This window comes from Sporosarcina sp. FSL K6-3457, from assembly GCF_038007285.1.
Taxonomy (GTDB): domain Bacteria; phylum Bacillota; class Bacilli; order Bacillales_A; family Planococcaceae; genus Sporosarcina.
The window spans coordinates 2,501,500-2,526,108 of sequence record NZ_JBBOWX010000001.1; the positions used below are offsets into that span (position 1 = coordinate 2,501,500).

The window sequence follows — 24,609 nt, forward strand, 5'->3', positions numbered from 1 at the left end:
GATTCTCCTCCCTGTTAGTTCATAATTGAGTATTTTTCAAGAAACTTCGTATCGAAATCTCCTGATTTAAAGACCGCATCATCCATTAATCTTAAATGGAAAGGAATTGTTGTTTCGACACCTTCGATGATAAATTCATCCAGTGCCCGTTTCATCCTTGCGACTGCTTCCTCCCTAGTATCCGCATGAACAATTAATTTTGCAACCATTGAGTCATAAAACGGGGGAATCGCATACCCTGTATACATAGCGGAGTCAACCCGCACACCAAATCCACCTGGTGGGATGTACATCGTGACTTTCCCCGGTGATGGCATAAAGTTTTTCGATGGATTTTCCGCATTGATGCGGCATTCAATTGCCCAACCGTTGAGAACAATATCCTCTTGACGATGGACCAGTTTTTCACCCGATGCAATTTTCAATTGCTGTTGGACTAAATCAATCCCCGTAATCATTTCCGTAATCGTATGTTCGACTTGAATACGGGTGTTCATTTCCATAAAGTAGAACTTTTGGTTAATATGATCGAAAATGAATTCAACTGTTCCAGCACCACGGTATTGAACAGCTTCTGCTGCTTTGACAGCTGCCTCCCCCATTGCTTGGCGAAGTTCAGGCGTCACCGCCGGTGAAGGTGCTTCTTCTACGAGCTTCTGCATTCTACGCTGGATGGAGCAATCACGTTCACCGAGATGGATTGTCTGACCAAATTTATCAGCCAATACTTGCACTTCGACGTGACGGAATACTTCAATGAATTTCTCAAGGTAAACACCCGGGTTGCCAAATGCTGCGGCGGCTTCCTTTTGAGTGATTTTAATGCCACTTTTTAGTTCTTCCTCATCTCTTGCGACACGAATCCCTTTCCCTCCACCACCTGCTGTTGCTTTGATGATGACTGGGAAACCAATTTCCTTCGCAATTTGAAGCGCCGCCTGTTCGTCTTCCACAATCCCCGTCGAACCTGGGACAATCGGAACGCCCGCTTGTCGCATCGTTTCACGGGCAACATCCTTCGTGCCCATCCGTGAAATCGCGTCGGCAGTCGGGCCGATAAACTCTATATTAACTTCTTCACAAAGCTCCGCAAAGCTCGCATTCTCTGCTAGGAAACCATATCCTGGGTGAATCCCTTCACAGCCTGTCAACTTAGCGATGCTGATTATATTAGAAAAGTTAAGGTAGCTGTCCTTCGAAAGCTTCGGTCCGATACAAAAGGCTTCATCCGCTAATTCAACATGAAGGGCCTCCCGATCAGCTTCAGAATAAACCGCAACAGTTTTTATACCTAGCTCTTTACAAGCTCGAATAATGCGTACTGCAATTTCACCACGGTTAGCAATTAATACTTTTTTCATTTGGCAGTCCTCCTCAATTTAATTTTACAAGGAAGAGAGGTTGTCCGTATTCAACGAGTTGTCCGTCTTTTACGAGAATTTCCACGATTTCCCCAGAAACTTCTGCTTCAATTTCATTGAAAAGTTTCATCGCTTCGACGATACAAACAATGGATTCAGGCTTTACTGTATCGCCATTCTGTACATAAGCTGGCTCGTCCGGCGAAGAGGATGCATAAAATGTCCCAACCATCGGAGATGTCACTTTGTGTAAAGATGAATCTTCTACTTGTGAAGGTACTACAGGCGCCGCTTCTTGTACAGATGCTGTAACTGTTTCTACCGCCACCGGTTGTACGATAGGTATTTCCTGCTGAACACTAGGTGCTGCTACAACAGTGGGTGCAACAACAGCCTGTCCGCTACCTTTTTCCAGTTTGATTTTTTCCCCGTTTGATTCAAAAGTAAATTTTTCAATTGATGATTGATCGATTAATTTAATAATTTCACGGATTTCTTGAATTTTTAACATGATCGATTCCCCTGACTACATTATAATTGCGTTCCTTTCTATTTTAGACGTTTTCACCCCATATTGAAATAGATAATGATGAATTGTTATTGAAATCATCGTAAAGACAGAAAAAAAGACCCTAATAAAGGGCCTTCACGTCCATTTTCATCATTCTTCTGTCCCACCTGTGAATAGAACTTGAACGGATCCAGCGTCATCCCAGCTTGTTTTCACATGTTGGATGATTTCAGCCGCTAATGTTTTGGATTGCCCTTCTGTTGCCAAAACGGTCACTTTTACTGCACCATCTTCCGAATGCACAAATGCTTCTGGATAGCCCAGCGCTTTAATTTCTAATTCCATAAGCGCCTCAGCAGAATTACGCTTTGTCATCTCCGCCATCTCATCTATTGCACTACTTTTCTCAGCAGCCGTATAGTCTGGGGAACCAATTTTTGACGTTAGTTGTTCCGCTAATTTACTACGTTGACTGATGACCTCCATCCGCATATTTTCAAACAAATATTCCTCAGCAAAAACAGGGGCTGTTTGATCCGCACCATTTAATTGCTCCGTTAGTGTTGTGGAATCATTCGAGTCATTTGTAAAAAGTGAGATGCCATCAAAGGACATTGGTTTTTCCTTAAAGGTATAGATCGAGATGACAGCAACTAAGCTAAGCAATGTTAAAAACCACACTGTTCTTTTATTCGTTCTCATTTGTATTCCCCCTTTTCTCCATTTCAGCGATGACGATACGATGTTCTGACAATTGAAGGACGGCTGATAAAATTCCTGAAAGTTGGTTCCGAATCTTCAAGTCTTCCGCACCTTCTGCAACGACAAGTAGTCCTTGGAGTGCATTGCCCTTTTTAGCTGTTGCAGTAGACGATGAAAAGTAATCAGCTAGTGGGTTGGCAGACTCTGCATACTCATAATGAGGGTACAAGATTACTTCTCCGAGCCCTTCCACTTTCATCAAAGCTTGTTCCAGTTCTACAAATTCCCGGCTCTCCTCCTTCTTCCCCTTCTCCCCCCCCATACTTCCAAGATTAGAAGTAATGACAATGATGACCAGGATAACGAGCGTCCCGAGAAGGATTGGATGAATTTTCCTCGTTGTTTTTTGCATATCATCACCATTTCCGTTCATTGAGCCGGTTATAGGACCTGTCATCAATGATTCATTTTATGCAATATCATCACATGCTATGACCAAAAAATATAAAGATTGAACGGATTAGCCAAATACCCATTGCAAGCTTAATAATCGGTAAGAAATCATCTTCCATTTCTTTCGGAAACAACAACAAAATGGTTGAAGATAATAGTGTAATCAGCAAAACACCCGTTAAAAAGATGCCATTTTTAAACCTCATTTCATCGTTGTCATCAGCTTAATAAGAATGACTGAAAAAAGTGCTGTATAAATAAAAGCGAAAGCGATTAGAAATGAAACAGCACACAATACAAATAATGTTTTGCCAATATCATCTAAAATCCCCGTAATATCTTCATTGGCAAACGGTTCAATCAATGCGGCAGTCCATCTATAGAAAAAAGCGGTTAGTAATGTTTTAAGGGACGGGATGAGTGCAACCGTCCAAATTGCCGTGATGAACCATCCACCCGCAAAAACGCTCACACCCGATGAGTAGCGGCCAATAGTCCCCATACTCTCCGTCATAAAGGAGCCGATAAGCGGGACGTTTTGGTTGATTAATTCTTTAATCGGCCCACTTGTTAAGCCTGATAACGCCCAAGACATTGTGCCACCGACAGTGATAAAAATAGAATAGGCAGCAACAACAGCTGAAACAGAGCCGAGTAGGGTCGTCCGAATAAGATCTGCCATTTTAGAAAACGGCACAGCTGGCAATATCCTTGTGACGAGGTCAAAAATAAGAGCCGCAGTCAAAAGAGGAATCAGAACACTTTCCGCAAGAATAACAGCACCATTAGCAAACAGTAGCATCGCTGGCTGAAAATTGAGCATACTGAATGCCCCGCCTGCCGTAATCATGCTAGCAGTCAAAATCGGATAGACTGCAATGAACATCGTGGAAATGGCATGCGCGATATCACGAATAAGGGCTAAATGTTCAAACGCCGGCTGTAAGACAACCGCAATGACAATGAAGATCATCATCATCCTCGTCCACTTGGCAAATGAAGGGAATAGAAAATCAACTAACAATGCCATAAAGGTTGCAATGATGACGATGACGAAGCTTGATAATACAGTTCCTAGTATCGTTTCAATAAAGGAAATCATAGATGCCCGTCCGTTCATTTTGTAATAAGTGTTGATAATATTTCAATGAGTGTTGTTGTTTGTGTGATCCACAAAGTAAGGATAGCCACTTTCACAGAGAAATGAGCCAGTGCCGCAAGCGACCCGTAACCAGCCTCTTCCATATGTTTAGCAATTAGCTCGGATACGAAAAATAAAATGGCACTGCCAATCAACAGTTTGGCAAATGGGTCCGGTAATGCTTCAAAAATCTTTGCGAACTTTTTGCCAAACGGAAAAATGATTGTGCTTAATAAGTACAATAAATAAAAGAAAAAGATGGACATATACAACAGTGGCTGCAATTTAGGAACAGCAAATGAGATGACTAGCAAAATTAGAAAAACGACAATTGATTGGATTAAAATAAACATCAGACTGACATCGACAACCATTGGAAAAACTCCATGATTTCCGTAAAGAAGATTTTAAGAAAACGTAGCATTTCTGCCGTAATATAAATATATGCAATAAAAAATAGGAAATAGGAGAATTCCTTTTTACCGGTCTGTTCGAAAAAAACATGTAGTAAACCGATAACTAGCCCAATACCGGCAACACGCAGTAAATCACTCAATTCCATCCGGCGTTCCCCCCATTGCCTTATCCTATGTGCAATTGGGGGAACATATGAAAAAAACATCCTGCGTCCCATTGGGATGCAAGATGTTTTTTCACTTTATATTGATTAAGCACGTGATACGTACTCAGATTCTTCTGTGTTGATAACAAGTTTATCGCCTGTATTCACAAAGAATGGAACTTGTACAACCAGACCTGTTTCCATTTTAGCAGGTTTAGAGCCACCGCTTGCTGTATCGCCTTTAATACCAGGCTCTGTTTCAGCAACTTCTAATACAACAGTGATTGGCAACTCTACGCCCAAAACTTCTTCTTTATATTGAATAACATGCACTTCCATGTTTTCTTTCAAGAATTTTAGTTCTTCTTCAATTTGTTTTGCTGGCAATTCGATTTGCTCATAAGATTCATTGTCCATGAAGACATGATCATCGCCGTTCGCGTACAAATATTGCATACGTTTGTTGTCAATTTGTGCTCTAGCAACTTTTTCACCTGCACGGAACGTTTTTTCATTGACGTTACCTGAACGTAGGTTACGTAATTTTGAACGAACGAACGCTGCACCTTTACCTGGTTTAACATGTTGGAAATCCATTACACGCCAAATATCGCCGTCTACTTCGATTGTTAAGCCTGTTTTAAAGTCGTTTACTGAAATCATGATGATTCCTCCATTTACTAGATTATAGGATAAGTAGTTCTTTTGTTGAATGCGTGAGACGCACGTTTCCGTCTTCCGTCATAATGATATCATCCTCAATACGCACGCCACCAATACCCGGCAAATAGATACCCGGCTCGACTGTGACAGTCATATTTGGCACAAGGACAGTTTCTGAACGGAAGGACAGCCCTGGTCCTTCATGTACTTCCAAACCAATACCGTGTCCTGTTGAATGACCGAAGGCTTCGCCGTAACCTTTTGATGTGATGTAATCGCGCGCAATCGCATCGGCCTCTATTCCTGTCATACCCGGTTTAATCTTTTCTAAAGCTAGTTCTTGTGCTGCAAGTGTCACTGCGTAAATTTCTTTTAGTTTGTCCGAAGGTTCCCCAACAGCCACTGTACGCGTAATGTCTGAGATATAACCTTCATACAACGCACCAAAGTCAAGCGTTACAAGATCACCCGATTCAATCACTTTGTCTGTTGCCACACCATGCGGGAGCGCACCGCGTAGACCAGATGCCACGATAATAGAGAACGAGGAAGATGTTGCCCCTTGTTTACGCATGGCAAATTCCAACTCATTCGATACTTCGAGTTCTGTTACGCCAGGTTTGATGAATGTACAAATATGTGTGAACGCATCGTCGGCAATTTTAGCAGCCTTTCTCAAAATCACCAATTCATCTTCCGTTTTCACCATACGTAGTTTCTCAACAAGACCTGAAACTGGTTTTAACGTAGCTTTAACTTGTGCATTGTATAACTCATAAAGACCAAATGTCAAATCATCTTTTTCAAAACCAATTGTTTGAAGACCCATATTTTTAGCTTGTGTAGCAACTTCTTCAATAATTGTTTTCGTATGTTGAACAATACGGAAGCCCTCAATTTCTTTTTCCGCTTGTTCCGTATAACGGAAATCTGTGATGAACACAGCATCGTCAGACGAGATGAGTGCCAGTCCAGCTGTTCCTGTAAACCCTGTCATGTAACGACGATTGAATTCATTCGTCACAAGCAGTGCATCCAACTCTTGTTCTTTTAGTAATTCACGTAATTTTGCTAGTTTCATCATGTCATCATACCCCTTTTCCTCGGAGGAGAAAGGCTTGGATGGCGAGTGCATATCCGTCCGTGCCGAATCCGGACAGCTGGCCGACACAGACTGGCGCAATAACAGATGTCTGCCTGAACGGTTCTCGGCTATGTATGTTCGAAATATGAATTTCGATAACAGGAACTTGGATGGAGGCAACTGCATCACGCAAAGCAATACTGTAATGCGTAAATGCACCCGGGTTGAAGACAATGCCATCGAGGCCGATGTCTTCCGCTTCATGAATTTTATCGATTAAAGCACCTTCCACATTCGATTGAAAGAATGCTAACTCCACTCCCCGCTCAACTGCAATACCTTCTAGTTTACGTTCGATATCCTCCAACGTTTCAGCACCATAAATCCCCGGTTCTCTTTTTCCAAGCCTGTTTAAATTAGGCCCATTCAGAATCAGTAACTTCACCCCGCACCATTCCCCTCACCGTTTTCTTTCCCATTTTATCATATCGCGGTTGTCTAGCAACTCATTTTACACTTTCCGATGAAAGTTTCTTCATAAATACTGCCGTCCCTGTGATAAATCGTAGAACAATGGCGATGATTGCAAGAAATGGCATAGACAAAGATGTAAACGCATCGAACGGCGTCTTAGGTAAACCGATTGTCCATTCAATCGCAAAAACAGCAAGGATGGCAAGGATCAACGACGTTACGGATGGTGGAATCGACGTTGTAAATGAAACAGCAAAATAGAGAATCGCAAAGACAACCATCAGTATCAAAAGAAGAAGCAACCAATGGATAATAATATGAGTCGATGCAAATAGCATCTCTTTTTTTGCCCACCCGACAGGCGACCAGCTAATAAAATTGAAAAGATGCAAAAACTTGAGCGACAACACTGTGAATAAAGCACTAAAAAATGCCGTCCAACCTAAGGTTTTATTAATCATAGAAATCCCTCCTAGCTTAAAGTGTCGGGTGGTTCTCTATTTTTTAAACATCAATTGTGGAGTGTGCGGCCATTTTTTAGTATAATGGTTAAATAGGTTGTAGTTGAGACAAAAGAAAGCGTGGGAATGACTATGGGAAAAGAACAACAAGCTCCTACTTATGGGGGGCAAGCGCTCGTTGAAGGGGTTATGTTCGCCAGTAAGGATCATACCGTGACAGCCATTAGGCGCAAGGATGATTCCATCGATTATTATCATCTACCGAAAGAAAAGAATACAATACGTATGAAATTGAAAAAAGTTCCGTTCGTACGCGGTATTGTTGCATTGATTGAATCGGCAGGTATTGGCTCACGTCATTTGACGTTTTCCAGTGAACGTTATGATGTCATGCCCGGGGAAGAAATAGAGCAACCTGAAGAAACGTCAAAAATAGCGATGGTACTCGGCGTCGCAGCAGTTGGTGTGTTATCGTTTCTGTTCGGGAAATTCGTTTTTACGCTTGTGCCTGTTTTCTTAGCACAATCATTGCAGTTTATCGCACCTGGAAAAACTGCACAAATTTTACTGGAGAGTTTATTCAAGCTTATTTTGTTGCTGACATATATTTCACTGATTTCGCTGACGCCGCTCATTAAACGTGTCTTTCAATACCACGGTGCAGAGCATAAGGTCATCAATGCTTACGAAAATAATTTACCGTTGACAGTTGCCAATGTGCAAGCACAATCGAGGTTGCATTTCCGCTGTGGCAGTAGTTTCATTCTGTTTACAGTTGTCGTAGGTATGTTTGTTTACTTCCTTGTCCCAACTGACCCATTCTGGCTACGCATCGTCAACCGGATTCTTTTAATCCCAGTTGTACTTGGCATTTCTTTCGAAGTGTTACAGGTAACAAATTCGTTGCGTAATATTCCTGTGTTGAAATATTTAGGTTATCCTGGACTATGGCTACAGTTGCTCACAACAAAAGAGCCTGATAACAAACAGGTAGAAGTGGCGATTGCCTCTTTCGAAAAATTGTTAGAAGTTGAAGAATTTGGGGTTGAAGTATTAAATGTAGCCGCTAAGCCGGATACGACTTCTCCTATTGATGAAACAGTTGCTGTAAATTAGCAAAAGGGAAGGCACCTAAACTTGGGCGCCTTCCCTTTTCATTTACTTATAAACCACATTTCAATTGTGCGTTACAGTTTGTACACGTATTACAGCCGCCCATTTCTTCGACAGTGCCTTGACGACAAACCGGACATGTATCTCCGACTTCTGAGCCAATTGTGACATTGGTCGATCGTAAGTCTTGAATCGTGTTGACCAGTACAACTTTCGGCTGTTCAATCACTTCTTCTACAAAATTTGTATCCATGTCGTTCTCTTCAGCTTTCAGCGTCAACACCTGCGAGTCACGGCTACCATCTACATAGACAGTACCACCCTTCGCTCCACCTTTATATAGACGCTCATAGACGCTTTCAACCTGCTCGACTGTATAGCCGCGTGGTGCGTTAACTGTTTTGGAGATTGAGCTGTCAATCCAGCGTTGAATGATACACTGTACATCTGCATGTGCTTCAGGTGCCAGGCTCATCGAAGAGATGAACCATTCCGGCAAATTGTCCGGATCTGCTTCAGGGTTGCGTTGTAAATATTCCTCTACAATATTGGCTTTCACCTCGATGAATTTCCCTAGGCGTCCGCTGCGATAATAAGTAAAGGAAAAATATGGTTCCAACCCAGTACTGACGCCGACCATGGTTCCTGTGGATCCAGTTGGCGCAACAGTTAAAAGATGTGAGTTTCTGATACCATGTTCTAAAATCGATTGACGGATATCCTCCGGCATTTTTTTCATGAAGCCTGTGTTGATGAATGCATTGCGGAGAGCTGCTGTTTCTTCATCCGATTTACCGATGAGGAATGGGAAGCTCCCTTTTTCTTTTGCAAGCTCGACAGATTCACGGTATGCCGTAGTAGCAATTGCCTCGAATACTTGATCAACGAGCTCATTGCCCTCTACTGAACCGTATTCTTTTTCACAATAAATCAGTAAGTCAGCAAGACCCATCACACCAAGTCCAACACGACGTTCGCCGAGAGCTTGTACTTTATTGTCTTCAAGGAAATAAGGTGTCGCGTCGATGACGTTGTCCTGCATGCGAACACCAACCCTTACTGTTTCTTTCAACTTCTCATAGTTGACCGTTTTTGTTTCTTTATCTGCAAATTCAGCAAGGTTTACAGCAGCAAGGTTACAAACACTGTATGGCGCAAGAGGTTGTTCACCACACGGGTTTGTTGCTACGACTTGCTGGCCGTATGCTTTTGCATTTGTTTCATTATTCGCATTGTCAATAAAGAAAATGCCTGGTTCTGCAGAATACGTTGCGCAGATATTAATCAAATCCCAGAGCGCTCGTGCTTTAATTGTTCGGTAGGTACGTACAGCGAATCCTTGACGCTCCCATTCGCGAACATCTCCAACTTTATGCCACTCTTCATTGTAAGTTGCCATTTCTTCTGGTGAATATTTCTCAACTGCTGGGAATCTTAGCTCATAATCCGCATCTTGTTCGACAGCTTTCATGAAATCATCCGTCAGTGTGACAGAAATATTTGCGCCTGTGAGGAATTCCGAATTGTGTACGGAATACGTCCCACCATCGCGTAATTTCGTTTCAGCATCTCGCATGATTGCCTCGTTGAAGCCGCCCATACCCGGGATTGCCCGGTAATTTAATAGACCTTGATACATCGCTTCTTCTTGTACAGTTAGCGGTTTAAATTTCAGTTTTTCACTGGCGAGTTTTTTAATCAGCTCGTCTTCCGTATGTTCCAGAAGATAACGAAGAATCCGCGGATTCTGCATCTTCGAGATGATAAATTCGTAAATGTCAGGGTGCCAATCCGCCAACATAATCATTTGTGCCGATTTGTTACGTTGAATCGCTACATCAACTCTCTAAGTCACCTTAGACGTTCAGACCATATCTTATACTCACTATGAGCATCCTCGCGCTTCGGAGTTGCTTAACCCCTACTCTACTCGCTTCCGCTAACTACGCGTGCTTTCGATGGCCGTTGAACCTTCTCCATTTTACAGGAGCTTGGCTGCTGATTGTCTTTATCCACTTGTCATTTTCAAGCATTCACGCTTACCGTTTCCAGTTACGTTGTAGCTGACAAGCCATCAAAGAGATTCCAGCAATTCACGAGGTTTATTTATAGACGAGGCACACAATTCTAATTTACCACGTCTTGATCCACCTTGTTCGACAAGATGTGTCAATTTCGCAATATCATCGAGCCATGATACTGACCCAGACGATTTGCCGTTCACGCCGCGTGCTAATGTGTTGCGTGGTCGTAATGTCGAACCATTCGTTCCAACACCGCCGCCTCGGCTCATAATCTCCATCACCTGTTTACGATGATCCGAAATACCTTCGCGAGAATCCGCTACAAATGGCATCACATAACAGTTGAAAAACGTTACTTCCGTATCCGATCCAGCCCCATACAACACACGTCCTGCCGGGATAAAGTTCAATTCAGACAGTTGATCATAAAAACGATTAAACGATGCCTTGCGCTTGTCTTCCGTCGTTTCAACAGACGCTAACCCCGTCGCATTCCGTTTCGCAATTTGCTCATAGAACACTTCAAGTGGTTTCTCAATCACATCGATTGGACGTGTAATGATACCCTTTTCCTGCTCTTCCGGACTATCAATGGCAGAACGGAATTCTTTTTCAATCCAAATATCCACCTTGCCATTCTTTTCATCAATTGCTGTGATAAATCCAAGCCCACGTGCCGGGAATTTTGGATCCTCTTTTACTGTCAAAACAACAAAATCACCAGCTTGAAGTGTCTTCTTTTCCGTATCCTTAAACGAATACCTATCGATCATAACAAGTCTAGATACCCCGCTATGTTCGATTTTCATATCATCCGTAATCGGATGTACTTGCGGGAATTTTGCAATATCTGCATTTAGCTGCACCTTGTCTAGAATTGGTTCTTGATGCTTTGAAACGATGACCATTCAAGCATCCTCCTTTATAAAATTAATCCAGCCAACACAAGATATTGTATCGACTATTCCTTTCAATCTACTACATATTGAATCACTCTTCAATATCAACGCTTTTTACATTTTTCAACAATCTCTTAATTCACGCCATTTCACTTACTTACACTATAAAAAACAGCCCAAAAGTTACAGACTCACTTCTTAAACGTCCACTCATCATTGGCATATTTTTTTCGTTCAATATCCCTAACAAATTCAAGCTGTTGCACGCTCAATTCCAATGGCTCCAATTGCATATCAAGCGCCTCCTCAAATCCTTCAGCAAACGCCTCGACACATTCCCCAACCGACACGGTCCGGTCCATTAACCGATCAATCGCCACCGCTTTTTCCGGCAAACTAACACGCATACGATCACGCTGTTCTTCCGATTTAAATTTGAATAAGGAAACAAGCTTATCTTCGTCAAGACTTAAAAGTATCGCACCGTGCTGCAAAATGACACCTTTTTGCCTCGTCTGCGCACTACCTGCTACTTTCTTTCCTTCAACAACCAACTCATACCAGCTCGGTGCATCAAAACACACCGCACTTTTTGGCTTTTTCAAATCATCCGTTTGCTGGACCGTTTCAGGAACTGAAAATTGTGCATCAAGGCCTAAGTTACGAAACCCCTCTAGCACCCCACCGGAAATCACGCGGTAAGCTTCCGTCACCGTTTCAGGCATATCGGGATAGCTCTCCGATACAATCACGCTATATGTAAGTTCATGTTCATGGAGAACTCCACGTCCTCCAGTCGGACGTCTCACAAATCCAAGGCCATACTTATTCACCTGATCCATATCAATTTCTTTGTCAACACTTTGAAAATAACCAATTGATAACGTTGCCGGCTGCCATTCGTAAAATCGTAACACTGGGCCAATTTCCCCTTTGCTATGCCATTCCAGCAATGCCTCATCGAGCGCCATATTGAAGGATGCGCTACATTTCCCCGAATTAATGAAGTGCCAAATCGTTTTTTCCATCCGAATTCCCCCTTCACAACGAATTTCATTTTATCATTCCCATTGAACTAGTGCCACCAAATCTTTATAATAGAAAAGTAGAGAGAAAGGGGAAAGTTGTTGTGAAGTTGAATTTAATTATTTTAGGAGTCGCTGCAGTTCTATTGATTGGATACATGGTCATTACGGCGCTACGTCTTCGGAAAGCTGTTACGAATTTAACACAAGATCAGTTTATTGAGGGGTATCGAAAAGCGCAGCTCATTGATGTACGTGAGACGAAAGATTTTGATGCGGGACATATTTTGGGTGCTCGTAACATCCCGTACTCCCAGTTCCGTCAACGCTTTAAAGAAATCCGATCAGACAAGCCTGTTTACTTGTATGACCAAAATGGTGGAAAAAGTGCACGTGCGGCTTTATTTTTAAAGAAAAAAGATTATAAGCAATTATTCCATCTGCAAGGCGGTTTCCGTCTGTGGACAGGTAAAGTGAAAAGTAAGTAATAGTAAAGTTCTTCCTCCCGGAGGAACTTTTTTTCTACCAAAAATGATTTGAAGAAATGGAGCGACCTATGAAGAAAACAATTTTATTCCCATTGGAAACAGATGTGCGTGATCGACTTCCCTTTTACGAGGACTACGCGACAGTCAACCGCCACATCATCCAACAATTGAACGAACGGCAGGCACAAGACTGGCAAACTATCCAGGCGGAAGAATTAATTGCACATGCAGAACTGGTCATCGAAGAATTAATGAAAAAAGGGCAATTACGCTATGAATCACTCGGTCATGTCTACGGCGTACGCCCGACAGGTAAAGTAGAGCGCTCCGATTCGGGGAACGGCTTCACTTTACGGACATCAGAAACGATTGAAAACCAATTGATTTACTTTCCCGATTTTGATATTGCTTTTACACAACTACTGTACTTTGTAAGTAATGGTTCGACATGGCCAGAATTTCAATTTTTCGCTTCTTCAGCTGAAAAGGTCAAGGTGTTCATCGAACAAGTCAATCACTTACAACGGGAAATGATGAAAACAACCGTCACGTACTTGGTGGATACAGATAATGGTGTAGAAAAGAAAAGCTTTGAGCATGGAGAAAAAGTGGAACGGGATGATGTATTTCTCGGGGATACGATGAAAAACGATATATTCCGTGCCATTGATGAGTTTTTTAAAGACGGCGGGGCATTTTACAAGGAATATGGACTGCCTTATAAACGAGGCATCTTATTATACGGCGCACCTGGTAATGGCAAGACAACGCTTGTCCGTTCCATTACCGGCTCAACTGCAGCACCTGTTATCTATTGGCAAATTACGGAGCATACAGGGAGCTATTCTGTTCAAGAAGTATTCAATACAGTTGCCAGAATGGCTCCTGCCATCCTTGTCATTGAAGACATCGACTCGATGCCCGAGCATACACGCAGTTCGTTTCTCAACACGCTGGATGGCGCTCGCGTACGCGCTGGGCTGTTCATTATTGGGACAACGAACTATCCGGAAAAAATTGACCCCGCTCTCATTAATCGTGCTGGACGTTTTGACAGCACCTATGAGATTCCTTCACCTAACGCTGAAGTTCGACGGCATTATTTGAAGAAACTTGATAAAAAATCATTATTCACGGATGAACAATTAGACGACATGACAAAAAGAACGGCGGGATTATCCATTTCACAGCTCAATGAATTATATATGTCCGCAGCACTCGGCTTTCATTATGATGGGATCATCAGTTATGAACGGCGCATTCAGGATTTACAAAAACAACATAAACGCTCGACAAAAGGGACTTGGGAGCCAGACGGATCCATCGGGTTTTAACTCGAAGCAGGGAGAAGCCATATCGGCTTCTCCCCATTGTCATTGGACCTGTAAAAATTCAATCAGCTGCTCAGCTGCCTCTTTCCCTTGCTGAATACAGTCTGGAATCCCAACGCCCTCATAACCAGCCCCACAGAGGTAAATGCCTGGTAAATCGACGGCAAGATCTGCTCTCACTTTCTTTAACTCCTCCACATGCTTCACAGGATACTGCGGCATCGAGTGCTGGAGCCGCGTAATTTCATGAAATAAAGGTTTGGCTCGGATACCCATTAGCTCTTCTACATCTTTTAAAACCACTTCGATCAATTGCTCATCAGATAAGTGAATCCACTCTTCCGCTCCCCCACGCCCAACGTAACAGCGTAGCAAAATTTTGCCGTCTGGCGTCGTATGCAGCCACTTAGAAGAACTCCATGTACAAGCTGTTAGCATGCGGCCTTCTTTACGCGGTATAACGAATCCTGAGCCGGTTAACGGAAACGTAAAATCTTTCGCATCAAAAGCGAGGGCAATGTTGGCAACAGACACATAGTTAATTTTCTCCAACCAGCGTAAAGACGAACGACCGGCTACTAATTTTGCCGTTGGATGGGTCGGTAAAGCCATAATGAGTCCGTCTGCTTGCAGCTGTTGACCATTGTCCAAGCGCACTTCATAGCCCCGCTCATCTTGGACAATCGCTTGTACGCCTTGCCCAGTTAGCAATTGAATCGACTGTAATTGTTCTTGCAATCGCTCAACCAGTGTCAGCATCCCTTTACGAAACGTTAAAAACATACTTTTTTGCGCAATTTCTGGCAATCCAGCTACACTAGGTGCCGGTTGTTGTTTATTGGCCAGCATTCCTACAATCAAACTACGATGCGTTTTCTCCATAGCTGAAAAATGTGGAAACGTGGCCTGCAAGCTTAGCGAATGAGTATCCCCCGCATAAATACCACCCAGCAACGGCTCAGTAATATGATCCAGTACTTCTTTTCCTAAACGCCGTTGGATGAAATGACCTAATGATTCATCTTCCGTCCCTTTCTTTTTAGGTAACCATAAATCCATGGCCGCTCGGATTTTCCCAGCCGGTGATATGAGCTTTGTCTTCATAAACGGCGTCAATTCTGTTGGAATACCCAGCATAAGTCCAGGTGGCATCTTATGCAATTTCCCTTTATGTACGATATAATTCGTCCTTGCTTGCGGATTCGTCGCCACCAGCTCGTCTTCAAGACCTAGTTCCTTAATCAACGTCATAATCGGCATTTTACGTGCTAAGAAAGACTCTGGCCCCCTTTCAATGATAAAACCTTCACGGTGCAATGTCCGTATTTTACCACCGAATGTATCACTTTTTTCAATTAGCGTCAGCTCAACAGGAATTTTCCGCTCGTCAAACCACTTTTTTGTATAAAAAGCCGCACTCATCCCTGTAATTCCGCCACCAACAATTATAATTTTCCTCATTGGTTTTCCACCTTTCGGAATTAAGCATTTTTTAGCGTAACGCTTCAGGAATATACGAGCAAGAAGGATCGCTTTCCAAGTAATCTCCCGTCATCGCATAAGCTCTCGCACGTGATCCACCACACATATGCTTAAACTCACAAACGCCACACTTACCTTTTAACAAAGACTTATCCCGCAATTGCTTCATAACCGGCGAATTCCGATAAATATCTGCTAGCGATTGCTCACGCACATTGCCACAAACTACTGGTAAAAAACCACTTGGATACACATCGCCTGTATGACTAATAAAGACAAAACCGTCCCCATCATTGACAAATTTCGGCGCACGTCCTAATAAATCCGATCGTTTCGATACCCCACTCTCACCCAAACGCTGTTTTTCCTGATGAAACACTCGTCTATAGTGAGGGGCTTCTGTCGTTTTCACACCGTAAGGCATTTTTTGTTGAATTTGATATAACCATTTCATTACTTCTTCATGTTCTTCTGGACTAACCATATCCTTCTCCATACCGCGTCCTGTTGGCACTAAGAAGAATGTACTCCACAGTACCGTGCCCATTTCTTTCACTTTTTCGGCAATCGCTTCTAGGTCATGGAGATTATATTTTGAAATGGTTGTATTCACTTGAATAGGGATATTTAATTCCTTTAAATACTCAATCCCTTTCATTGTTCGATCATAGGATCCTTTCGTACCACGGAAATGGTCATGAATTTCTGCGCATGAGCCATCTAAACTAAATGCCCATCTCGATAATCCAACATCTTTTGCCCGCTGAATGGCTTCCCTTGTCACTTTCGGCGTTGCACTCGGCGTCATAGAAACCGGGAACCCCTTCTCATCTATTGCATATTTAGCTAGGTCAAATAAATCAGGTCGCATCAATGGATCGCCACCTGTAAATACAAACAGTGGATTATCCATACCAGCGATTTCATCAATTAGTTTTTTTCCTTCATCAAATGATAATTGACGTGGATCGGCCTTATATTGCGCTTCTGCCCTACAATGCAAGCACTTCAAAGCACAGGCTCTTGTCACTTCCCATATAACAATAAATGGATTGACATCGTAATTAACCTCTTGTTTGACAGACATCATCTTAAACGCTCCCTTTAGTCATGATGTATCTTGCTGTAAATCTACACTACAAGCATAGTGCTACATCGGGATGTCTCTTGTGATTTTTATCACAAGATAAGTGCTAGGTTGTGAACTTTCCGTCACAAATACGACAAAAAAGCACAGCTCTGAGGCTGTGCTTTTTCATATCATTCTTATTTCGTGTAACGCAATACAGGCTGACGTGCTGCTTTTGTTTCATCCAAACGATTAATGACCGTAGTATGTGGTGCGTTTTGAACGATTTCAGGGTTTTCTTCAACTTCTTTTGCGATTTGAATCAACGCATCACAAAATGCATCGAGTGTTTCTTTCGACTCTGTTTCTGTTGGCTCAATCATCATACCTTCCTCAACATTTAGTGGGAAGTAGATTGTTGGTGGATGATAGCCAAAGTCCAGCAGTCGTTTTGCCATATCAAGTGTACGCACGCCCAATTTCTTCTGGCGACGACCCGATAGCACGAATTCATGCTTACAGTGACGATTATATGGCAGGTCGAAGTAAGGCTCAAGTCGACGCATCATATAGTTTGCATTCAATACCGCATATTCCGTAACAGCTTTCAGACCATCAGGCCCCATTGAACGAATATACGTGTAAGCACGCAGATAGATGCCGAAGTTACCATAGAACGGCTTCACACGGCCAATCGTTTGTGGAATATTATAATCGAATGTGAACACATCATCTTTTTTCACAAGTACTGGTTTTGGCAAGAAAGGAGCCAAGTCCGCTTTGACACCGACTGGACCAGAACCCGGACCACCGCCACCGTGAGGGCCTGTGAATGTTTTGTGCAAGTTTAAGTGAACTGCATCAAAGCCCATGTCACCAGGGCGGGCTTTGGACATAACTGCATTCAAGTTCGCACCATCATAGTACAATTTCCCGCCAACAGCGTGAACAATCTCAGCCATTTCAAGAATGTCTTCTTCAAATAGTCCAAGCGTATTTGGATTTGTCAGCATCAATGCCGCCGTATCCGGTCCAACTACACGCTTCAAATCTTCAAGATCCACAAGCCCATGTTCATTTGACTTCACCGTCACCGTTTCAAAACCTGCAACTGTTGCCGATGCTGGGTTTGTTCCGTGTGCTGAGTCTGGAACAAGTACTTTTGTGCGGTGGAAATCACCATTTGCTTCATGGAACGCACGAATCATCATCAATGCGGTCCATTCACCGTGTGCTCCAGCAGCTGGTTGAAGCGTAACTTCATCCATTCCTGTAATCTCCACAAGATGCTCTTGCAAATCATACATGATTTCCATCGCGCCTTGCACAGTCGACTCATCTTGCAATGGGTGAATGTTAGCAAATCCAGGGAAACGTGCAACAGATTCATTGATTTTTGGATTGTATTTCATTGTACAAGATCCTAATGGATAAAATCCTGTATCTACACCATGGTTACGATTAGATAACGCTGTATAATGGCGCATAATATCAAGCTCAGACACTTCTGGAAGTTCTGCAGCTTCCTCGCGGATAAATGCTGCTGGCAATAAATCTGACAAATCCAATTCAGGTACATCTAGTTCTGGAAGACTGTAGCCAATTCTTCCTTCTTTCGTTACTTCAAAAATTAACGGCTGATTATCTTTATGCATGAAGGGCCTCCATTTCCTGCACAAGTGCATCGATTTCCTCTTTCGTACGTTGTTCAGTCACAGCAATCAATGCATGATTCGCAAATGCTGGGTATGTTTTACCAAGGTCATAGCCACCAAGAATGCCTTTTGTGAAGAGATGTGCATTGACTTCCTTGACAGATTTTTTACAGTTAACGACGATCTCATTGAAATGAGCACCGCCAAATGCTACCTCAAAACCAGCTTTTTCAAATGCATCCTTAGCATAGCGTGTTTTAACAATATTTTGGTAGGCAATTTCCTGCGCCCCCATTTTACCAAGTGCAGTCATCGCAACAGATGCAGCAAGTGCATTCAACGCTTGGTTTGAACAAATATTAGATGTCGCTTTATCACGACGGATATGCTGCTCACGGGCTTGCAATGTCAATACATACCCCCGACGTCCTTCGTCATCTGTCGTTTCTCCGACAAGACGTCCCGGAACTTTACGCATCAACTTTTTCGAAACAGCGAAATAACCACAATGCGGTCCACCAAATCCTTCAGGAATACCAAATGGTTGTGCATCACCAACTGTAATATCAGCACCAAGTTTCCCCGGAGGCGTCAGTACGCCAAGTGCTAGCGGGTTGGAAGATACAACAAATAATCCACCTTTGTCATGCGTAATGTCGCCGATTCTTTGAATATCTTCAATTTGACCGAAGAAGTTTGGATACTGTACAAGAACTGCCGCTGTATCTTCATCCATCATTTCTTCTAGTTTTGCTAAATCTGTTACACCATCTTTTTGTGGAATCGTCACAACCTCAATTGACTGTCCAGACGCGTAAGAAAGAACAACGTCACGTGATTCTGGGTGTACCGTTTCAGACACAAGAAGTCTTTTACGACGCGTGTGACCTGCCGCAAGATTCCCTGCCTCTGCAAGTGCTGTTCCGCCATCATACATCGAAGAATTTGCAAGCTCCATACCCGTTAATTCACAGATCATTGTCTGGAATTCAAATATTGCTTGTAATTCTCCCTGTGAAATTTCCGGCTGGTATGGCGTGTAAGCCGTGTAAAACTCAGAACGTGAAATGACGTGGTCAACGATGATCGGCTTGAAGTGATCGTAGACGCCCGCACCAAGGAATGATGCATATGTACGCGCATCCGCATTTTTTGCAGCAACTTGTGCCAATTCTTTTGTTAATGCAGTCTCGGATTTTGCTTTTTTAATATTGTATTCGCCTTTAAAACGAACTTTTTCAGGAATATCAGCAAATAGTTCATCTACTGAAGAAATACCGATTGTTTGCATCATTTCAGCACGATCGGTTTCCGTCATTGGAAGGTAACGATGCTTCATGTCTAGTTAGCCCCTTTTCATCATGTTATTGGATTAGCGTTTATAAAATGGTGTTGCAATAATGACTGCTTTCAATCGCTTATTGCGAATTTCAACTTCCACTTCCGTACCTTCAGCCGTATGCTCACTGTTCAGTAAGGCAAAGCCTATATTCTTTTTAAGCGTTGGTGATTGTGTGCCTGTTGTCACTTCGCCAATTTCGGCTTCGCCAAGGAATACTTTGTAACCTGTACGTGGAATACCTTTGTCAATCATTTCAAGACCAATCAATTTACGTGGTACGCCATTGTCTTTTTGTGCAGTAAGTGCTGCTTTGCCGAGGAAATCCTCTTCTTTATTCAATTTCACAACGAAGCCAAGACCCGTTTCAAGTGGTGAAATGTCTTTTGATAACTCTTGTCCATAAAGTGGCAAACCTGCTTCGAAACGAAGGGTATCACGTGCACCCAAACCTGCTGGAATCACGCCTTCTGCTTCACCTGCTTCAAGAATAGCAGGCCAAAGTGCAACGATAGCTTCCGGTGAACCATAAATTTCAAAACCATTTTCGCCTGTATAGCCCGTCCGTGAAACAAGAACAGAATGACCAGCAACGTTAACATTTTCCTTGAACCGGAAAAACTTGATATCCGCCAGTGGCTCATCCGTTAATTTTTGTAGCACTTCTTGTGCTACGGGTCCTTGCAAAGCAAGTAGTCCAAAGTCAGATGATTTGTCTTCTATGGTGACATCCGCTGTTGCATGACTCTTCATCCATTCAACATCTTTATCAATATTCGATGCATTAACGACAAGTAGATAATCGTTGTCTCCACGTTTGTAGATAAGGAGGTCATCGATTGTGCCGCCATCCTCGTAGCACATTGCCGTGTATTGCGCTTGACCATCTACTAATTTCGACACATCATTGGTAACTAATTTTTGTAGGTACGCAAGTGCTCCTGTCCCACTGACAAAAACTTCACCCATATGCGAAACATCAAACAAGCCTGCTTTCGTTCGTACAGCTTCATGTTCATTTTTAATGCTAGAAAATTGAACGGGTAACTCCCAACCGCCAAAATCGATTGTTTTCCCGCCGTACTCAGCATAACTGTCAAAAAGTGCTGTTCGTTTTAATGCATCTGCCATAACTTATTCCTCCTTAATTTTTTTGTAAAAAAAGACAGAGGTCCCCTAAAAAAAAGAGAACCTCTGTCCTTGTACCTGAAAGTTTGACCTTGCGGCTTTCTTCGTCGGTGGCCGATTATCCCGGCGCTCTCCAGAGATGCGTCATGTATGAGTCTTGTTACCTGAGAGATTCATAACAGCTGTTACTTGCTCCTTCGGCGACGCCAGTGCGTGCTCTCCCCATACAATCATTCGCGTTATTCAATTGTTTTAGTATCAATTACACCTCGGCGTAATTGCGGCTAGATTTTGAATCGAGCTTGCTCAATTGACTCCTTTCAAAATCTATGACATCCGCCGGAGGCTTCTCTTCATTCAACTCGCTGAATGAAGAGAATACGAATAAGATTCGGACAATCATGCCCTTTCGCCTTATATCTTAACATTTGATTTCTGTAAGCGCAATAGTTTTTAATCAACCGTCGTTTTGACGAACAAAAATAATTTTATCAACCAAAACGTTCGTGTTTTGGTTGATAAATTAAATATTCCTCTAATTACATCGTGAAAATACGGAAATCATTTGCTGATTTCCGTATTTCTACAGTTCCCCTTTCAGCCTGCGAATTTGGAACGCAATATAATCCATAATATCTCGCAATGACCGGTTTTCTGTTTCGACTTTAAAGTGGGCTGTGTGTAAATAATGCGGTTTGCGTTCATTAAATAACTTTTCAAGATCCGCACGCGTTGAGCGTTGAACAATTGGACGATTTCGATCCGATGCAATCCGTCTCCATATATCGCGAAACGGCGTATTCAGGAAAAAGACAATGCCTGTCCGTCGCATAATTTCACGGTTTTCTTTACGCATCGGGACACCTCCACCGGTCGCAATGATACAAAACTCATCACGAAACGTACGCAAAAATTCGGTTTCAATCTCACGAAAACGTTCTTCGCCATATTTTTCGAAAATTTCCGGTATCGTCATACCCATTTTCCTCACGATTTCAGTATCCATATCGTAGTACGGCATTTTAGTCGCAAAGCTTAACCGTTTACCAATCGCACTTTTCCCACAGCCCATATAGCCAATCAAATACACTTTCTTCATTTCATCACCCACTTAGCAGGACAAATAGTTCTATTCGCCCCGATTCATTGTTTTTTTCGTTTCGTTCACATAAAATGTCTCTAGAGAATCATAAGTTCTTTGTAGACTATCTTACACTCTAATTCGGCTATAATCTACAATATTCGGAACGACCTTTATAACTGGTGGTTGAGTGATGGATTATCTTTCGTCGTTTTGCATCATTCGGAAGTGTTCTGTTACTTTTGTTAGTTATGTGTTAGTTCTCGTGATTTATTTTAGAGGATAATATTATATAAAACGGCCACCTTCTCAAATTGAGTTGGTAGCCGTTCGCTTATAGCTTTTTGTTTTTTAATTTTTCGAGGAGACTGGTTACTTTATCACGCATGATTTCGGTTTCTTCTACTAATACTTCAAATGCATAAACAGAATCCGTTTGGCTAATTAACACGATGTCACCTTCAGCGATTTCAACATTAATTTCAGATGCAGGTATCAGTAATTGGTTTTCTTCATTCGGATGGTCTAAAAATACATACTGTCCATCTTCGATTTTATCAAGAGTGTATTTTACTTTATTCATTCGCAAGCCCACCCATCTCCATCACGATCATGCTTTTTCTCGTATGACGGATGGCCGACCTTAACACCGTTTGGATAGTATACTCTCATTTCTGTGCAATTTTTAAATTTAGACGGTGCGCCTGGTTTAACTTCTAATCCTGGTTCCGGCTTAGGATCTGGTTTAGGTTCTGGATTTGGACTAGGTTCAACTGGTGGTGTCCAAGGAGCTACTGAAACAGAGTGCTTAACGCCGTCAGTAGTAATTGTTATGTCGCCAGATTCAGCTGTCGAATATATTTTCGAGCCAACTGTGCCGAGTCGAGCTACAACCTCGCTATGAGGATGGCCGTACGAGTTACCCTCTGCGTAAGAAAGGATTGTCCCTAATGGTTTCACCGCATTAATAAATGCCGCTGTGCTGCTTGAATTCGAACCATGGTGACCCGCTTTTAAGTACGTGCTTTGAATATTACCGTATTGGGATAGGATTTTACTTTCTACCGATTTTTCTGCATCTCCCGTTAACAAGAAACTAACTGATCCGTATTCAAGACGAGTGACTATGGATGCGTCATTTGTACTCGATGCAATTTCATCCGCGTGTAATACAGTTGTTTTTAATAGTGCATCAAGATCTATCGCGTCTCCTGTTTTAGCAACTTTAAACGGGATATTCTTGTCATCGATTAATTGTAGCATCTCATAATAGGTTTGCGTCGTGTGTACTCGTCCACTATCGATGAACTGGTTAACTTTGAAATTATTCAACACAGAAATCAAGCCACCGATATGGTCTGCATCAGGATGAGTCGCGATGACCACATCTAATGTAGAAACGCCTTTTGATTTAAGGAACGAAACTACTTTGGTACCGGATGCTTTTGTTCCTCCGTCAACCAACATATTCTTTCCGCCTGGTGCTTGAATTAGGATTGAGTCACCTTGTCCTACGTCAATAAAGTGTACTAGCATGTCGGATTTCGGGCGCTCTACCTGATTAACCGAGAAACTAAAACGGACATCAGACTTCAAATCTTGCCCTTTGCCTGATTTAATGCCAGGACCTATAAATAACGTGTACGTTTGCCCTGGTATGTAGTTTGATACAGGTTTAATAAAAACCTTGTCGCCTTCTACCCGGTAATCTGTAGAAACCTTTTCACCTGTACTATCCTTCACATATACATTTTCCATATTTACCGTCGATTCGTCCACCGCACTAGAAAAAGTGATTTCCCATTCTTTTTGAAGTTCGTCAGTATTTTTCGAGTCGAATTCTACCCACTCCGCCGCCAATGCTTGTGTGGAGGTTATCGATACAGTGAGCAAGAAAGCGAAGAACAAAATGGCTGCTTTCTTCATGGTGTTTTTCAAAACTATCATCCCCCTCTATCTATTTACCCATCTATCGTAGTTTAAATATTACAAAATGTCTAGACGCGATTGGTAATTTAATGTTAGATTGATAATGTGGAAAATTATTAGGAGGGATGAAATTGAAGCAAGAGTGGGACAAATTAATATATCTGTGGATTTCAAAAAGAGAAAACGTCCGATTCAATGCTGTGTTAAAAAGGAATGGGGATGATGCAGAAGATTTAATACGCGCATGGATAGCTGATTACGTGGAAAAACACCAAGAAGATGCAGCAATGATCAAAGTGAGCGAAGAAATAAATCGACTGCAAGAAAAAAGCGGCCACTCTAATTGAGCAGCTGCTTTTCTTATTTAACGCTAACAATCGAATTGATATTGATCTTTCTCTCGTCGTAGCCTACCTGCATCGTTAACTTACCAGTCTGACCATCGGCGCTTGTTATGACGCCTTTTGCCGACTCAAACTGCTTTTGGTGGTACGTCGTGATTTCGACCTCGTTTTTAAATTCTAATGCCTCATTTATTTTCTCGCCAATCTCCTCAAAGTCCTCTTCTGTCATTTTTGGAGCATCCGAACTCTTGTATGTCTTTTTTGGTTTTGGTACTGCTCTCATTTAAATC

General features: G+C 42.4%; 27 protein-coding genes, 1 pseudogene and 1 riboswitch. Of the genes and pseudogenes, 4 read left to right on the plus strand and 24 right to left on the minus strand.

Annotated elements, in window-relative coordinates:
- Positions 1 to 14 precede the first annotated feature (14 nt).
- From accC to N1I80_RS12040, 12 genes are all read right to left on the minus strand, one after another.
- Positions 15 to 1,361, minus strand: a complete 1,347-nt coding sequence (gene accC / locus N1I80_RS11985) for an acetyl-CoA carboxylase biotin carboxylase subunit (protein WP_340738099.1) — start codon at positions 1,359 to 1,361, stop codon at positions 15 to 17.
- Between the two features lie 13 nt (positions 1,362 to 1,374).
- Positions 1,375 to 1,872 carry an acetyl-CoA carboxylase biotin carboxyl carrier protein gene (gene accB / locus N1I80_RS11990; protein WP_340738100.1) on the minus strand — a complete coding sequence of 166 codons (498 nt, stop codon included), beginning with the start codon at positions 1,870 to 1,872 and terminating at the stop codon, positions 1,375 to 1,377.
- A gap of 150 nt (positions 1,873 to 2,022) precedes the next feature.
- Entirely contained in the window at positions 2,023 to 2,574 is a 552-nt protein-coding gene (locus tag N1I80_RS11995; protein ID WP_340738101.1) for a SpoIIIAH-like family protein, read from the minus strand.
- Entirely contained in the window at positions 2,561 to 3,031 is a 471-nt protein-coding gene (locus N1I80_RS12000; protein WP_340738102.1) for a hypothetical protein, read from the minus strand. The genes N1I80_RS11995 and N1I80_RS12000 overlap by 14 nt, the downstream gene beginning before the upstream one ends.
- A gap of 25 nt (positions 3,032 to 3,056) precedes the next feature.
- The gene (locus N1I80_RS12005; RefSeq protein ID WP_340738103.1) at positions 3,057 to 3,233 is read right to left on the minus strand and encodes a hypothetical protein; all 177 of its coding nucleotides are present in this window, start codon (positions 3,231 to 3,233) and stop codon (positions 3,057 to 3,059) included.
- A complete protein-coding gene (locus N1I80_RS12010; protein ID WP_340738104.1) occupies positions 3,230 to 4,129 on the minus strand; it encodes a stage III sporulation protein AE in 900 nt (299 codons plus the stop codon). The genes N1I80_RS12005 and N1I80_RS12010 overlap by 4 nt, the downstream gene beginning before the upstream one ends.
- A 14-nt stretch (positions 4,130 to 4,143) precedes the next feature.
- Entirely contained in the window at positions 4,144 to 4,542 is a 399-nt protein-coding gene (locus N1I80_RS12015; protein WP_340738105.1) for a hypothetical protein, read from the minus strand.
- Positions 4,521 to 4,730, minus strand: a complete 210-nt coding sequence (locus N1I80_RS12020) for a hypothetical protein (protein ID WP_203246941.1) — start codon at positions 4,728 to 4,730, stop codon at positions 4,521 to 4,523. The genes N1I80_RS12015 and N1I80_RS12020 overlap by 22 nt, the downstream gene beginning before the upstream one ends.
- Before the next feature lie 105 nt (positions 4,731 to 4,835).
- On the minus strand, positions 4,836 to 5,393 hold the full coding sequence (gene efp / locus N1I80_RS12025) for an elongation factor P (RefSeq protein WP_340738106.1): 558 nt from the start codon (positions 5,391 to 5,393) through the stop codon (positions 4,836 to 4,838).
- A gap of 22 nt (positions 5,394 to 5,415) precedes the next feature.
- Entirely contained in the window at positions 5,416 to 6,477 is a 1,062-nt protein-coding gene (locus tag N1I80_RS12030; RefSeq protein WP_340738107.1) for a M24 family metallopeptidase, read from the minus strand.
- 4 nt (positions 6,478 to 6,481) lie between these two features.
- A complete protein-coding gene (gene aroQ / locus N1I80_RS12035) occupies positions 6,482 to 6,922 on the minus strand; it encodes a type II 3-dehydroquinate dehydratase (RefSeq protein ID WP_340738108.1) in 441 nt (146 codons plus the stop codon).
- Between the two features lie 61 nt (positions 6,923 to 6,983).
- Positions 6,984 to 7,412: a hypothetical protein gene (locus tag N1I80_RS12040; protein ID WP_340738109.1), complete on the minus strand. Its 429-nt coding sequence runs from the start codon at positions 7,410 to 7,412 to the stop codon at positions 6,984 to 6,986.
- A gap of 126 nt (positions 7,413 to 7,538) precedes the next feature.
- On the opposite strand from N1I80_RS12040, the gene N1I80_RS12045 reads away from it, so the two are divergent.
- On the plus strand, positions 7,539 to 8,528 hold the full coding sequence (locus N1I80_RS12045; RefSeq protein WP_445683652.1) for a DUF1385 domain-containing protein: 990 nt from the start codon (positions 7,539 to 7,541) through the stop codon (positions 8,526 to 8,528).
- A 46-nt stretch (positions 8,529 to 8,574) separates the two neighbouring features.
- On the opposite strand, the gene N1I80_RS12050 is transcribed toward N1I80_RS12045, so the two are convergent.
- From N1I80_RS12050 to N1I80_RS12060, 3 genes and pseudogenes are all read right to left on the minus strand, one after another.
- Positions 8,575 to 10,356 carry a vitamin B12-dependent ribonucleotide reductase gene (locus N1I80_RS12050; protein ID WP_445683706.1) on the minus strand — a complete coding sequence of 594 codons (1,782 nt, stop codon included), beginning with the start codon at positions 10,354 to 10,356 and terminating at the stop codon, positions 8,575 to 8,577.
- A 306-nt stretch (positions 10,357 to 10,662) separates the two neighbouring features.
- Positions 10,663 to 11,457: pseudogene (locus N1I80_RS12055) on the minus strand (ribonucleotide reductase N-terminal alpha domain-containing protein); the annotation flags it as partial.
- 182 nt (positions 11,458 to 11,639) lie between these two features.
- Positions 11,640 to 12,476 carry a lipoate--protein ligase family protein gene (locus N1I80_RS12060; protein WP_340738111.1) on the minus strand — a complete coding sequence of 279 codons (837 nt, stop codon included), beginning with the start codon at positions 12,474 to 12,476 and terminating at the stop codon, positions 11,640 to 11,642.
- A 155-nt stretch (positions 12,477 to 12,631) separates the two neighbouring features.
- Between N1I80_RS12060 and N1I80_RS12065 the strand changes: the two genes are divergently transcribed.
- Positions 12,632 to 12,961 carry a rhodanese-like domain-containing protein gene (locus tag N1I80_RS12065; RefSeq protein ID WP_445683707.1) on the plus strand — a complete coding sequence of 110 codons (330 nt, stop codon included), beginning with the start codon at positions 12,632 to 12,634 and terminating at the stop codon, positions 12,959 to 12,961.
- 68 nt (positions 12,962 to 13,029) lie between these two features.
- Positions 13,030 to 14,295, plus strand: coding sequence for an ATP-binding protein (locus N1I80_RS12070; RefSeq protein ID WP_340738112.1), 1,266 nt, complete (start codon positions 13,030 to 13,032; stop codon positions 14,293 to 14,295).
- 39 nt (positions 14,296 to 14,334) lie between these two features.
- Here N1I80_RS12070 and hemY read toward each other — a convergent pair whose 3' ends face one another.
- From hemY to N1I80_RS12110, 8 genes are all read right to left on the minus strand, one after another.
- A complete protein-coding gene (gene hemY / locus N1I80_RS12075) occupies positions 14,335 to 15,753 on the minus strand; it encodes a protoporphyrinogen oxidase (protein ID WP_340738113.1) in 1,419 nt (472 codons plus the stop codon).
- 31 nt (positions 15,754 to 15,784) lie between these two features.
- Positions 15,785 to 16,864, minus strand: coding sequence for a TIGR04053 family radical SAM/SPASM domain-containing protein (locus tag N1I80_RS12080; protein ID WP_340738114.1), 1,080 nt, complete (start codon positions 16,862 to 16,864; stop codon positions 15,785 to 15,787).
- Positions 16,865 to 17,040: 176 nt separating this feature from the next.
- On the minus strand, positions 17,041 to 18,498 hold the full coding sequence (gene gcvPB / locus N1I80_RS12085; protein WP_340738115.1) for an aminomethyl-transferring glycine dehydrogenase subunit GcvPB: 1,458 nt from the start codon (positions 18,496 to 18,498) through the stop codon (positions 17,041 to 17,043).
- Positions 18,491 to 19,837, minus strand: a complete 1,347-nt coding sequence (gene gcvPA, locus N1I80_RS12090) for an aminomethyl-transferring glycine dehydrogenase subunit GcvPA (RefSeq protein ID WP_340738116.1) — start codon at positions 19,835 to 19,837, stop codon at positions 18,491 to 18,493. Before gcvPA ends, gcvPB begins: the two co-directional genes overlap by 8 nt.
- A gap of 33 nt (positions 19,838 to 19,870) precedes the next feature.
- Complete coding sequence (gcvT, locus tag N1I80_RS12095) at positions 19,871 to 20,968, minus strand: glycine cleavage system aminomethyltransferase GcvT (RefSeq protein ID WP_340738117.1); 1,098 nt, start codon at positions 20,966 to 20,968, stop codon at positions 19,871 to 19,873.
- Between the two features lie 139 nt (positions 20,969 to 21,107).
- Positions 21,108 to 21,199: riboswitch (glycine riboswitch) on the minus strand.
- A 349-nt stretch (positions 21,200 to 21,548) separates the two neighbouring features.
- Positions 21,549 to 22,064, minus strand: coding sequence for a shikimate kinase (locus tag N1I80_RS12100; RefSeq protein ID WP_340738118.1), 516 nt, complete (start codon positions 22,062 to 22,064; stop codon positions 21,549 to 21,551).
- Between the two features lie 316 nt (positions 22,065 to 22,380).
- On the minus strand, positions 22,381 to 22,629 hold the full coding sequence (locus N1I80_RS12105) for a DUF3006 family protein (RefSeq protein ID WP_340738119.1): 249 nt from the start codon (positions 22,627 to 22,629) through the stop codon (positions 22,381 to 22,383).
- The gene (locus tag N1I80_RS12110) at positions 22,626 to 23,984 is read right to left on the minus strand and encodes an MBL fold metallo-hydrolase (RefSeq protein ID WP_340738120.1); all 1,359 of its coding nucleotides are present in this window, start codon (positions 23,982 to 23,984) and stop codon (positions 22,626 to 22,628) included. The genes N1I80_RS12105 and N1I80_RS12110 overlap by 4 nt, the downstream gene beginning before the upstream one ends.
- A gap of 122 nt (positions 23,985 to 24,106) precedes the next feature.
- On the opposite strand from N1I80_RS12110, the gene N1I80_RS12115 reads away from it, so the two are divergent.
- On the plus strand, positions 24,107 to 24,322 hold the full coding sequence (locus N1I80_RS12115; protein WP_340738121.1) for a hypothetical protein: 216 nt from the start codon (positions 24,107 to 24,109) through the stop codon (positions 24,320 to 24,322).
- A 13-nt stretch (positions 24,323 to 24,335) separates the two neighbouring features.
- Here N1I80_RS12115 and N1I80_RS12120 read toward each other — a convergent pair whose 3' ends face one another.
- Positions 24,336 to 24,602 carry a YolD-like family protein gene (locus N1I80_RS12120; RefSeq protein ID WP_340738122.1) on the minus strand — a complete coding sequence of 89 codons (267 nt, stop codon included), beginning with the start codon at positions 24,600 to 24,602 and terminating at the stop codon, positions 24,336 to 24,338.
- Between the last annotated feature and the right edge of the window lie 7 nt (positions 24,603 to 24,609).

What these genes read in the sequence shown, in the direction of transcription:
- accC (WP_340738099.1), bottom strand. Translation starts at nt 1,361, where the DNA reads ATGAAAAAAGTATTAATTGCTAACCGTGGTGAAATTGCAGTACGCATT.
- accB (WP_340738100.1), bottom strand. Translation starts at nt 1,872, where the DNA reads ATGTTAAAAATTCAAGAAATCCGTGAAATTATTAAATTAATCGATCAA.
- N1I80_RS11995 (WP_340738101.1), bottom strand. Translation starts at nt 2,574, where the DNA reads ATGAGAACGAATAAAAGAACAGTGTGGTTTTTAACATTGCTTAGCTTA.
- N1I80_RS12000 (WP_340738102.1), bottom strand. Translation starts at nt 3,031, where the DNA reads ATGACAGGTCCTATAACCGGCTCAATGAACGGAAATGGTGATGATATG.
- N1I80_RS12005 (WP_340738103.1), bottom strand. Translation starts at nt 3,233, where the DNA reads ATGAGGTTTAAAAATGGCATCTTTTTAACGGGTGTTTTGCTGATTACA.
- N1I80_RS12010 (WP_340738104.1), bottom strand. Translation starts at nt 4,129, where the DNA reads ATGATTTCCTTTATTGAAACGATACTAGGAACTGTATTATCAAGCTTC.
- N1I80_RS12015 (WP_340738105.1), bottom strand. Translation starts at nt 4,542, where the DNA reads ATGGTTGTCGATGTCAGTCTGATGTTTATTTTAATCCAATCAATTGTC.
- N1I80_RS12020 (WP_203246941.1), bottom strand. Translation starts at nt 4,730, where the DNA reads ATGGAATTGAGTGATTTACTGCGTGTTGCCGGTATTGGGCTAGTTATC.
- efp (WP_340738106.1), bottom strand. Translation starts at nt 5,393, where the DNA reads ATGATTTCAGTAAACGACTTTAAAACAGGCTTAACAATCGAAGTAGAC.
- N1I80_RS12030 (WP_340738107.1), bottom strand. Translation starts at nt 6,477, where the DNA reads ATGATGAAACTAGCAAAATTACGTGAATTACTAAAAGAACAAGAGTTG.
- N1I80_RS12040 (WP_340738109.1), bottom strand. Translation starts at nt 7,412, where the DNA reads ATGATTAATAAAACCTTAGGTTGGACGGCATTTTTTAGTGCTTTATTC.
- N1I80_RS12045 (WP_445683652.1), top strand. Translation starts at nt 7,539, where the DNA reads ATGACTATGGGAAAAGAACAACAAGCTCCTACTTATGGGGGGCAAGCG.
- N1I80_RS12060 (WP_340738111.1), bottom strand. Translation starts at nt 12,476, where the DNA reads ATGGAAAAAACGATTTGGCACTTCATTAATTCGGGGAAATGTAGCGCA.
- N1I80_RS12065 (WP_445683707.1), top strand. Translation starts at nt 12,632, where the DNA reads ATGGTCATTACGGCGCTACGTCTTCGGAAAGCTGTTACGAATTTAACA.
- N1I80_RS12070 (WP_340738112.1), top strand. Translation starts at nt 13,030, where the DNA reads ATGAAGAAAACAATTTTATTCCCATTGGAAACAGATGTGCGTGATCGA.
- hemY (WP_340738113.1), bottom strand. Translation starts at nt 15,753, where the DNA reads ATGAGGAAAATTATAATTGTTGGTGGCGGAATTACAGGGATGAGTGCG.
- N1I80_RS12080 (WP_340738114.1), bottom strand. Translation starts at nt 16,864, where the DNA reads ATGATGTCTGTCAAACAAGAGGTTAATTACGATGTCAATCCATTTATT.
- gcvPB (WP_340738115.1), bottom strand. Translation starts at nt 18,498, where the DNA reads ATGCATAAAGATAATCAGCCGTTAATTTTTGAAGTAACGAAAGAAGGA.
- gcvPA (WP_340738116.1), bottom strand. Translation starts at nt 19,837, where the DNA reads ATGAAGCATCGTTACCTTCCAATGACGGAAACCGATCGTGCTGAAATG.
- gcvT (WP_340738117.1), bottom strand. Translation starts at nt 20,968, where the DNA reads ATGGCAGATGCATTAAAACGAACAGCACTTTTTGACAGTTATGCTGAG.
- N1I80_RS12100 (WP_340738118.1), bottom strand. Translation starts at nt 22,064, where the DNA reads ATGAAGAAAGTGTATTTGATTGGCTATATGGGCTGTGGGAAAAGTGCG.
- N1I80_RS12105 (WP_340738119.1), bottom strand. Translation starts at nt 22,629, where the DNA reads ATGAATAAAGTAAAATACACTCTTGATAAAATCGAAGATGGACAGTAT.
- N1I80_RS12120 (WP_340738122.1), bottom strand. Translation starts at nt 24,602, where the DNA reads ATGAGAGCAGTACCAAAACCAAAAAAGACATACAAGAGTTCGGATGCT.